The 6715-nt window shown below is 65.9% G+C and carries 9 protein-coding genes; 2 read left to right on the plus strand and 7 right to left on the minus strand.

Features of this window, described 5'->3' with window-relative positions; genetic code table 11:
- Window positions 1-585: 585 nt before the first annotated feature.
- The 3 genes from JZ791_RS16225 to ssb form a co-directional block, all read right to left on the minus strand.
- Window positions 586-909: a hypothetical protein gene (locus JZ791_RS16225; RefSeq protein ID WP_216895688.1), complete on the minus strand. Its 324-nt coding sequence runs from the start codon at window positions 907-909 to the stop codon at window positions 586-588.
- A 67-nt stretch (window positions 910-976) separates the two neighbouring features.
- On the minus strand, window positions 977-1321 hold the full coding sequence (locus JZ791_RS16230; protein WP_216895690.1) for a hypothetical protein: 345 nt from the start codon (window positions 1319-1321) through the stop codon (window positions 977-979).
- A 111-nt stretch (window positions 1322-1432) separates the two neighbouring features.
- Window positions 1433-1879, minus strand: a complete 447-nt coding sequence (ssb, locus tag JZ791_RS16235) for a single-stranded DNA-binding protein (protein ID WP_216895692.1) — start codon at window positions 1877-1879, stop codon at window positions 1433-1435.
- 743 nt (window positions 1880-2622) lie between these two features.
- Here ssb and JZ791_RS16240 point away from each other — a divergent pair.
- The gene (locus JZ791_RS16240; RefSeq protein WP_216895694.1) at window positions 2623-2970 is read left to right on the plus strand and encodes a PadR family transcriptional regulator; all 348 of its coding nucleotides are present in this window, start codon (window positions 2623-2625) and stop codon (window positions 2968-2970) included.
- A 3-nt stretch (window positions 2971-2973) separates the two neighbouring features.
- The gene (locus JZ791_RS16245) at window positions 2974-3615 is read left to right on the plus strand and encodes a hypothetical protein (RefSeq protein ID WP_216895695.1); all 642 of its coding nucleotides are present in this window, start codon (window positions 2974-2976) and stop codon (window positions 3613-3615) included.
- A 223-nt stretch (window positions 3616-3838) separates the two neighbouring features.
- Here the strand turns inward: JZ791_RS16245 and JZ791_RS16250 are convergent, their stop codons facing one another.
- The 4 genes from JZ791_RS16250 to JZ791_RS47325 form a co-directional block, all read right to left on the minus strand.
- The gene (locus JZ791_RS16250; RefSeq protein ID WP_216895697.1) at window positions 3839-5494 is read right to left on the minus strand and encodes a DNA cytosine methyltransferase; all 1656 of its coding nucleotides are present in this window, start codon (window positions 5492-5494) and stop codon (window positions 3839-3841) included.
- A 332-nt stretch (window positions 5495-5826) separates the two neighbouring features.
- Window positions 5827-6033: a hypothetical protein gene (locus JZ791_RS16255; RefSeq protein ID WP_216895699.1), complete on the minus strand. Its 207-nt coding sequence runs from the start codon at window positions 6031-6033 to the stop codon at window positions 5827-5829.
- Window positions 6033-6377: a hypothetical protein gene (locus JZ791_RS16260; protein ID WP_216895700.1), complete on the minus strand. Its 345-nt coding sequence runs from the start codon at window positions 6375-6377 to the stop codon at window positions 6033-6035. Before JZ791_RS16260 ends, JZ791_RS16255 begins: the two co-directional genes overlap by 1 nt.
- On the minus strand, window positions 6374-6715 hold a 342-nt coding region (locus tag JZ791_RS47325; protein WP_216895702.1), incomplete at its 5' end, for a hypothetical protein. The genes JZ791_RS47325 and JZ791_RS16260, both read right to left, overlap by 4 nt.

The raw sequence follows: 6715 nt of genomic DNA on the forward strand, positions 1-6715 counted from the left end.
GCAGACGATGCAAGAGGTGTGTCAGTCGCTGGAAATAGAACCCATATGGGAGGTGTAGAAAAGAGGTTTCGGTGATTGCGGGAGGATGGATGGGAGGGGATGGTGGAAAAGGGAGAGGAAATGGAAACTGGAGAAGCAAAAGAAACAGAACGAGAAAGACGATCCTGTTATAGCAGCCGTGTGCTGCGGAAGGGATCGGATGGAAGGGAGGCCGGGATGAGTGATCGGACGGTGTCGGCGCGCCGGTGGGCGCGATCGGTGGCCGCGCAGCTGCTGGCCGAGCAGGCGCGCGTGGCGAAGGCGACCGAGGCGGATCTGCTGGAATTCCGCAAGCACGAGAACCAGCTGGCCCGGGCGGTGACGCGGCGAGACACCGCAATCGCCGCCGCGGTCAATGCCTACGACAAGACCCTGACGCAAGTCACCGCTGGGCGCGCGGCGGCATTGCGGCGACTGCGGGACCGCGGCATGAACGAGGCACGGCTATCCGAGGTGACGGGACTGGCAGTGCCGGAGCTGCGGCGGCTGCTCCACCAGAGTGGGGCCACAGAGCAGGACTCGCCCCGCGGGCCCGGGGCGGCGCGTTCAGGTCGTGGGGCCGGGTGGCGGGAGCAGGGTGGAGCGGGGGATCAGGTGCCGCAGGCCGGGCAGCTGGAAGATACGGAGCGCGATCCGGGAGGCCCATATACCGTGCTTGGCCGCCCACGCCCAATGCCCGGCCAGCCACAGGACGAACCCGGCCAGCAGCCACCACACCCGATACGGGATGGCGCGGTCGGGAAACAAGACTATCGCGCCCAGCGAGTCGAGGACGACCAGCACCCCCAGGATGCGGGCGGTCAGCGGGAACGCCCACCACAGCACAAGCAGCACCAACACCGCGATAGCGGCGAGCCAGATCAAACCCATGAGACAACCTCCTAGGCGAACAACCGGCAACCGGGTGTGCCTTCTAGTGCACCGCGAAAGCGGTCGCCTAGATAGGGGACGAGACAGAACCTGCGAAACGGTCGCTGTGACGCGCCGCGGCAGTGGTGAGGAGTTGCTCGTTGTCGCAGCACAGCGCGTGTGCGCTGGCACGATCCAGGGCGTCGTCGAGCGCGACCGCGAGCAGATGATTGCGGCGCTGCAACGCCCGATTCTCGGCAGCCAGGGCATGAACGCGGGCATGCAACAACTCGAGCAGCGCCAGCCGAGGCGGAACAGGGCCCGACGCAGTAACCAGCGACGGCGACCCATCAGCGGTCGGCACCGGCGGCACGAGCGTGTCGGACCAGCACACCACGGAGGTGCATGGCGGGAGAGCGGCGGAATCCGGCATCAGTATCGCCTCCTGACCGGATACGAACGAGGAGCCCGGACCCGGGTGAGACGGGACCGGGCGTAGGGGAGAGTGCGCTGGGCCGGGCACGTGCCCGGCCCAGCGCCTCGGTCAGAACGGCGCCTTCACCTTCGCGCCGTCCTCGACGGAGCTGGGCTCGGCGGGCGCGGACTCGCTGGGGTCGGTGACGTTGCGGGCGATCTTCTTGACGGTGGCCTGCGCGTAGCGCAGATCCGGGCCGATCGAGTCGACCCGCAGATCGGTGTAGGTGCGGGTCTCGCCGTCGTCGTTGGTGACGCGGTTCTGCGTCAGCCGGCCGTGCACGAGCACACGGGTTCCTTTGGACAGGGACTTCACGACGTTCTCGGCCATCTCGTCCCAGATGTTGCAGCGCATGAACACCGCGCCACTGTCCTTCCACTCGCCGGTGGCCTGGTTCAGAACGCGCGAGTTCTGGGCGACGACGACCGTGGCCACCTTGGAACCGCCAGGAGTGAACCGTATCTCCGGGTCGGCGGTGAGGTTGCCGGTGAGGGTGAGTGGGGCTTCTCCAGCCATGACGAAACTCCTTGCGTGAGTAGGAAAACTCTCGGATTGATCTCGAACCCCTGGTGGGCGGTGCCCGTGGGGCTGTCGATCTGCGGCTTCGCCATCAGGGGCGGGCCGGGTGCGCAACGGGGCCGCGCACCAGCGGCAGGCAGAGCGGGGTGGGATCGCCGCAGGCGACCGGAGCGCAGCGATGGCCTGTCCCACCCCGGCACGCCTGCATGTATGGGTTCGGCGGGGCTCCCTTGCGCGTCCGGTGTGTCCCTGATCCCCTTGGGGGCTGATCGACAGCTCCACGGACACAGCACGCCCATCTTGTGCCTGCGCATTCCGAGCATGGCCTGTGGATAGAGACAGGGGCCAGGTGGCCCTTACTCTCAGTTCTCACCGTTAGTGGGGAGTGCCCGCACCGCCGGACCGGGCGAGTGGAACAAACCAACTGCGGGGACGAGTGGCCGCCTGGTCTAGTGCGTTACCAGTGTGAAGAACGCTAGACCCAGACCAGTGGTCCCGCCAAAGGCACCGAACCCGAATAAGGCGGCGTTGTAGACGTTGGCCCCGCCCCGCCACGACAGGAACCCGGCGAGCAAGCTGCAGACGGCGGCCATGGCGAGTAGCAGTAGGCACGCTAGCCAGAACACACCGGACCCGGCATGGACCGGGCCGCCAGCGGTGGTCATCAGAGCAGCACTCTCAATGTAATGCCTGTTCGAGGCTATATAGAGTTGCATGATAGCCAGTGTAGACTATCTGTCATGGCGGACAAGGTGCGTATGACGCTCCAGACCCTCGCAGTGCTACGGGCCCTCCTCGTGCAACCCGCGGCCGAGAACTATGGGCTACGGGTGGCCCAGCGGTGCGAGCTGCCCACCGGCAGTGTCTACCCGATCCTCGCGCGCCTCGAGGCCGCCGACTGGATCACCAGCGACTGGGAGGACATCGACGAGTCCGCCGAGGGCCGTCGCCGTCGCCGGCTCTACCAGCTCACCTCCGGCGGTGCCGACCGCGCTCGCGCCGCCTTGCTCGAGACTCAGCAGAAACTCGGCTCCTCTCACCCCACCGCGACCGGGAACCCGTCGCCCGACATCGCCTGGGGGTACTGAACCATGGCCTTCGTGTCCCGTTGGACCGAGTTCGTGCCCGATTTGCTTATCGCTGTCACGGTGTGCATCCTGCCCCGCAGTGAACGCGATCGATACCGCGACGAGTGGCACAGCACGCTTGACGACATGCGCGCCCAACAGATTCCCACCCTGGGGTTCGCATTCAGCATGCTGCTGCACGCACCCTCGTTCCGCAGGGCCGCCACCAAACTTCGGCGCCGCCGCGAGATCCCTGCCGACAACCTGATCCTGGCCGCTATCCCTGCCTTCGGAGCTACGGTCGCCGTCCTCGCCGCCATTGTCGCCATTGCCGTCGGTGCCGTCGCCATCGCTGGCGCCGTCGACAACAGCATCGGTGCTGCCATCGTCGCTGTCGTTGTCCTTGTTGTTATCACCGCCGGCTTGGTTGTCACAGCCGCCGCCGTTGCGGCCACCGTTGTCACCGACGACGAATTCGTGGACGTCGTCTTGGACTTTGCGCTTATCGCGCTGAGGATCTGCAGGCGTCTCGGAAAATCTGCCCGCCGCTCAGACGCCCCCGCGGTACTACCCCTCGATGAACGACCGAGGACCCCAACTGGGAGCCGTGAAGCATCCATCGGTGTGGTCCAGGAATTGTGGGCGATTTCCAACACCACCCCATGAGCGAATTCAGTCATCTGGCGATCTATAAGGCAATCTCCTGCCTGGAGTGATCCGCGGTGCGCGTAGTGCGGTGCCGAGCCGACCGGATAGAGGTGCCAGCGGTGTGTGTGATGCTAACGCGGCGTCCGCCGCGCGAGGGAATGTCGGAACCAAGCGCGGTCCGGTGTTGGGACGAAGTGTGATGTGTTGCGAACAAGGCTGTGGAGCATGGCGATTCAAGTCCTTATGCTGCTGCTGGGGCCGGGGTGGGTGTGCGGTCGAGTTGCTGTCCGGTGATGGCTTCGACCAGTGCGGAGACCAGGATTTCTGCGCAGGGTGGGGTGACGGCGTTGCCGAGTTGGCGGACGCGGTCGCGTTTGCTGCCGACGACGATGTAGTCGTGGGTGAATGCCATGGCGAGGGCGATTTCGTGGGGCTGGAGCATGCGGAATCGCACGTCGTCGATGTCGCAAGGCACTGGGGTGTCGTCGGTCGGTCGATGGGCGGAGGTTGCAGTGCCGGCTGGGGTGGTGGTGCTGGATGCGGCGTACAGCTGTGCGGTCCAGAGTTCGGCTGGCAGCTTCGGGGGTGGGGTGAGCAGTGCGTGGTGGTTGCCGCCTGCGGTGACCGCGGACAGAGGATGGGTGACGGGGCGGGCGTGCGAGCCGCCGCCGCGTAGTTCGGCGATGAGGGGTATGAACGCAAGGGCGGTTTCCGCGCGGGTGGTTTGGGTGCGCAGGGGCACGGTGGCGGGTGCGGCTTCTTTGCCGTCGCGTCCTTCCATCGGCACGAGCAGCGGGGGGACGACGAGGGCGTGGTTGGAGCCGTCGGCGACGACGGTGGCCAGTGGTTGATCCAGGCCGATGGTGCGGGGTCGGTCGGAACGCAGCAGCGCCAGGAAGGGCGCCGGGACCGCGAGTGCGTCGTTGTCGCGGGTGGTGCGCGTGGGCATCGGCATCGTGACCGGTGAGGCCGTCTCGCGCCAGGTGCCGCCTGCGGGGACCATCAACGGGACTGGGGTTGTGTAGCGGTGTAGCCCGACGCGGATGCGGTCCAGGGTTTTGTCCGCGAGGGGCCGGGTCCGGTCGCCGATGCGCTGGCCGGGCAGTGTCCAGTCGATCGCGGCCAGCGCGGGTAGGGCCGGTGGTTCGAGGATCGTGTTGCGGCAGCGGGTGTGGGGGCAGCGGAAGTGGTACTGCTGGCGGTACCGGCCCATGTCGGCGTGGGGCTGCTTGAACACCTGAAGGGCGTAGACCCATTCGTCACAGGCGGGGCACCAGGCGCGAGGACGTAACCATTTGTCCCAGTCGGGATCTCGGCTCAACCTGGCGTCCCAGAACGCCAGATACAGGCGGTCACGGCTCTGCGGCGCGGCACCGGTGCGCACGGGTTGGGCGTGCATGGAGTTCATCGCGATCAGGCGGGTGCGGTAGCCCAGTGCGCGGATCTCGCCGACCCACCGGTGCCACTGGTCCCAGCCGCGCACCTCGATGACGTTCTCCACGATCCCGGCGGTGACTCGCCCGCCGCGAGAGATGACGCCGCGCAGGTACTGGGGGATCTCCTCCATCAGGGCCCGGGAGCGCTCGGCGTCCTGGTCGCAGGGCAGGTCGAGAAGGTCGGTTTGCAGGCTGTTGCGGTATTCGGGATGGACGCCGCGGGCGGCGGACCATTGCGGGCATTCGGGGCTGGCCCACAGCAGGTCGGCGACAGGCCAGCGTTCGACCGGCGCTGTGCGGATATCGCCGATATAGTGGTCGGTGGCCGGGAAATTGGAGGCATGGCTCTCGATGGCCAGATCCCAGTGATTCGCGGCCCGGGCGACGTGGACCCAGGGGACGAGATGCGCGCCTATGCTGGAACCGCCAGCACCGCAGAACCAATCCATCAATGCGAGCATGAGAACCACACCCCTTGAAAGAGAACGGAGTTGGGAAGAAACGCATCGCGGAACGCCGCTCGGATGCGAGATCATGTGGTCGAAAAGCGCCTCGGTGTAGCGCTTTTCGCAGCTGTTGCGCCGAGTTTAATCGGTGAATTCGCCGATTGGACGTACACAAGAGCCCCGAGATGGCCGAGTGGTATCGGCCTGTGTACGGGAGCGCTGGATGCGTATCAGCAAGTGAATTAGGCTGCTGTAGAAGGTGATTGGGATGTAAAGTTGGTAACGGAGTGGATTCCGGTGGTGTGTTGGATGAGGTTTTCAGTGTCAAACGTGAAGAGTATTGTTGTTCAACGGATTTTGCGTGCCGTGGTGGATGGGCTGCGGAGTTCGTTGTGTCCGTGGCGGTCGCAGTAGGCGGTGGAGACGAATCGTTTGTAGCCGTTGTGTTTCCAGTCGGCCCACCAGGTGGCGGGTTGCCCGCATTCCCAGCAGCCGATACCGCGATCGGGCAGCGGGGTGTAGTGGCGCTTGGTGGCGCCGGTCGGGCGGCCCATTATCGGGTCACCGCCTTGAACACCTGGGCTCGTTCGGTGTCGGTGCAGTCGTAGAGGAATACGAAGGTGTGGATGGAGGTGCGGGTGGGGAGCGGGCGTTCGGCGAAGAGCCACTGGTCCTCGGGGACGGTGTCGACGATCGGTGCGAGGGAGGCGGTGAACGATTCCTGAGCGCGCAGGTAGGCGATCATGGCGGCAGTGGTGGTGCCGTGCGTGGTGATGGCGTCGGCGTCTGGTTCGTAGGCGCGTCGGGGCAGCCAGCGGACCGTGCGGGTGGAGTCGCGGAGCCATTCGGCGTCGGGAGAAATGGGAGACACTTCGCAGCGGCTGATTTCGGCTTTCATTGTGGGCCTCCGGGATTCGTGGTGTGTTGGGTGTCGAGGTGGCGGGGATGACGTGCGCCGTAGGCCAGGCCCCGGGATAGGGTGCGTTCGAGTTCGGCGGCGGTGAATTCGTGATGACCGATGTGGGGTGTGGCGGCTGCGGTGAGTACCGCGCGAACGTGGTCCTGGTCGAGATGCCCGGCGCTGATCAGTCGGCCGAGGGTGAGTGCGGCGCGGAACAGGGTTTTGTTGCGGACGTGGTTGGCTGCGTGCGTGACTCGTGCGGCTTCGGAGGCCACGATCGCGGCGAGGTAGGCGCTGAGGCTGACTCTTATACACATCTGACGCTGCCGACGATG

This window comes from Nocardia alni (assembly GCF_019038435.1).
In the GTDB taxonomy this organism is placed as follows: Bacteria; Actinomycetota; Actinomycetes; order Mycobacteriales; family Mycobacteriaceae; genus Nocardia; species Nocardia alni.